Source organism: Nocardioides taihuensis (genome assembly GCF_042657275.1).
Lineage (GTDB): Bacteria > Actinomycetota > Actinomycetes > Propionibacteriales > Nocardioidaceae > Nocardioides > Nocardioides taihuensis.
On sequence record NZ_JBHSKD010000016.1, the window covers coordinates 1 to 3,377 of the forward strand.

Sequence of the window (3,377 nt, forward strand, 5' to 3'; positions counted from 1 at the left end):
ATCGAGAGCGGCGAGTAGGGCACCGAGGATCCCCTCAAAGCCCACCACCCCGCGGGGCTCTGTCGCCTTGAGCGACTGACACTAGTTGACAACTTCTGCCGATAAGTGGCATCTGACCTGGGCAAACGCTGAAATCTAGTGCGTTCGCGTTTGCGATGGTTGAATGCTCTTGACAGAGTTTCTGGCCTGTTTGTGGACACCTTCGAGTCTGCGGGAAAGCAGGTCGCACTCCATCTCGTCCGTGTGCCCCACGAGCCATGGCCGAGCAGCCACCGGCGGCCTCGTCCCGCAGCTGCTTGGCATCCACCCATTGGCTGCTGGGCCGGCACTCGTCGAACCATGCCCCGTCGCATGTTCTCCCCCGCCAAAGTTCAATAGGGAGAGTGCAAGGGCGAGTCGCCCACGTCCGGGAACCTCGACAAGCCCTGAGATCTCTGCGGGTCAACACCAGCACGTTGTCCGACCGGGAACTCGCGTCGGCGGTGATAGCGCTCCATGCGGACTGGCACTCGGCGCTGTGCCGCTCTGGCAGAACCTCCGTGTGCTGGACCAGAAAGACCAACTACAGAGCGTGGCGTGTGGGGGCTGGCGAAAGCCCTGCACCGCACTTGGAGCGAGTGACGCGTCCGAGCGCCTGTCCTATCGACGGCTCTCAGGCGTAGCCTGAGGAAGTTCACCAGCTCCGCCTTGGCCGAGAAGTCCGCCCCCTCAGGAGGTCAACATGATGACCGTCGTCACGACGATGACGCTCCGCCCCGACTCGAGAGACGAGTGGGACAGTCTGATCATCCATCGGTTCCGGTCGGCCCATCGTCGCGACGGCTGGATCTCCGGACAACTGCTCGCCCCCGAGGACTCCCCCGATACCAGGGTCATCGTAGGAACCTGGCGAGGCCGGCAGGATTGGGAGTCCTGGCACGAGGACCCGGAGTTCCTCGACACCCGGACCAGACTGGACGAGTTGCAGGCGGAACCCCACCAGACTGTCTGGTACGACGTCATCCAGGATGCACGCGCGGAGGCCTGATGATCTCCCTGATGGGAGATCACAGACGCTCCTATGCTTCGTCAAGCAGCTGTGGCCGTCCTATGCTTCGTCAAGCAGCTGTGGCCGTGTTTTCCAGTAGGCGGTAGAAGTCTTGGGCGACGTAACGGGTCTGCTGCACGAATCGGTGTCATCTTGAACGTGCTGGAGAGGTGCCGCTACCAACAAGGGCAATGTGCACCTGAACGCTCAAAGCGCCTCGGTAGATCCCGCCCGCCAACACACGATAGTGAGCGTGCAAGCACCTGCGCTACGAACGCCTTGTTGAACCGTACGATGCCCCAGCCCCGGGATCTTCACCGGACGGGCGTGCTGGGACGAGTCAACCCACATCAGGCGAGCCGCCGTTTACGTCTACCGGGGGGTGAGTCGTAACGGCTCCGGTATGACGCCCGCTCGACGACCCCGGTCTTCGGCATCGGTCTTCGGCACCGGTCGAAGCCAGGTCAAACAGCTGGTCCGCGATAAGTCGTTCGAACCTGACTCATAGCCCATCCCCCGATCGGATCTGGTTCACCAGGTCGTGTCGAAGGGTGAGATCGCCGCCGAACCAGTCGGGCGCGCGGAGGGTGTAGTCGTTCTGGCGCCACAGTACTGTCGACCAACGTGTCCCAGCGAACGCGGGACGCGCCCTGATGAACCCCGGGCCTCTCCGCACGATCGTCAACGGGAAACTGCGACACCTCCCATCGACTCTGCCGCTCACCGACGTATCACCCCAGCACCTTGACCACATGTGGGACCTGTACTCGGCGATCAAGACAAGCGGCTTGTCAAGGGACAGTAGGAACTGCCCAAGGGCGGTCATGAAACCTGCCCGCTGACGGTCACGAGATCTGCCCGGCCGTGGCCACGGGATCTGCCCACGGGGGCTGCGGCCACCACCGACCATGGGGTGCTCAGAGCACAGAGTCTCCTCCGCCTGGTGGCGCAGGGCGCGGCCCAGCTGTCTGATCACGGTGGTGTCGCCGTACATGGCCTCCTCCTCACCCGTCGTGTGCAAGGAAGCGTGCCCGCGCCGCGGCCGCGAAAACCTCAGGTCCGCAGAGCTGTGGACAACCGGTCGAGGGCCCGCTCGATGTCGGCACGTGGCCCGGCGAAGCTGAAGCGGACGAAGCGGTGGCCCTGCTCCGTGTCGAAGTCGATCCCCGGCGCCAGCGCGATGCCGGTGGTGGCGAGCAGCCGCCTGCTCCAGGCCATCGAGTCGTCGGTGAGATGGCCGATGTCGGAGTAGGCGTAGAACGCCCCGTCCGCCGGCGCCAGTCGGGTGATGCCCAGTGCGGCGAGCCCGTCGAGGAGCAGTCGCCGGTTGTCGGCGTACCGCGCGACGTGCGCGTCGAGCTCTGCGTACGCCGGGTCGCTGAAGGCGGCGATCGCGGACCACTGGGCGATCACCGGTGGGCAGATGGTGAAGTTGCCGGTGAGCACGTCGACCGCGCGCCGCATCCTCTCCGGGACGAGCATCCAGCCGATCCGCCAGCCGGTCATCGAGAAGTACTTCGAGAAGCTCGCGAACACGACCGCCTCGCGGCTGGTCTCCCACGCGGAGCGGGCTAGCGGGGCAGCGCCGTCCAGGGTGGCGTACTCGATGCCGTGGTAGATCTCGTCGCTGATCAGCTGTACGCCGTTGCTCTCGCACCAGCCGGCCAGGGCCGCGAGCTCGTCGGGCAGCAGCATCGTGCCGGTAGGGTTGGCGGGACTCGCGACGACCAGGCCGCGCACCGGCCGCTCCAGCTCCTCGAGCTGATGCACGGTCGGCTGGAACCGGGTCTCGGCGCCGCAGCCGATCTCGACGATCTCGCAACCGAGCGCCTCGAGCACGTTGCGGTAGCACGGGTAGCCGGGGCGGGCCATCGCCACCCGGTCACCCGGCTCGAAGGCGGCCAGGAACGCCAGCAGGAAGCCGCCGCTGGAGCCGGTGGTCACGATGACGTCGTCTGCGGTGACGTCGATGCCGTGGGTCCGTCGGTGGTGCCCGGCGATGGCTGCGCGCAGCTCGGGCACCCCGCTGGCGACCGTGTAGCCGAGCGGGTCGTCGCCGTTGAGCAGCCGGATCGCCTCGTCCCGGACGGCCTGGGGGGCGCCGCTGCTCGGCTGGCCGGCGACCAGGTTCAGCATGTCTCCGTGGGTGCGCTGCCGCTCGGCGGCGGCCGCCAGCAGGTCCATCACGTGGAACGGCGGGACGTTCGCCCGGGACGCGATCTGCCAGCGGTTGGTCACGCCTGGCAGTGTCACAGCACTCCGTCGTGGATGATCGCCTGCACGTGGGGCCCCACCGCAGCGGGTGCACGGGGTGAGGTGATGGGGCGGGGTTGACTCATGATTTTGATCC

The 3,377-nt window shown here is 66.3% G+C and carries 2 protein-coding genes; one reads left to right on the forward strand and one right to left on the reverse strand.

Annotation, left to right across the window (positions count from 1 at the left end):
- Window positions 1-721: 721 nt before the first annotated feature.
- Entirely contained in the window at window positions 722-1,027 is a 306-nt protein-coding gene (locus tag ACFPGP_RS13800) for an antibiotic biosynthesis monooxygenase family protein (RefSeq protein ID WP_378591042.1), read from the forward strand.
- A 1,053-nt stretch (window positions 1,028-2,080) separates the two neighbouring features.
- Here the strand turns inward: ACFPGP_RS13800 and ACFPGP_RS13805 are convergent.
- Complete coding sequence (locus ACFPGP_RS13805) at window positions 2,081-3,265, reverse strand: pyridoxal phosphate-dependent aminotransferase (protein ID WP_378591044.1); 1,185 nt, start codon at window positions 3,263-3,265, stop codon at window positions 2,081-2,083.
- Between the last annotated feature and the right edge of the window lie 112 nt (window positions 3,266-3,377).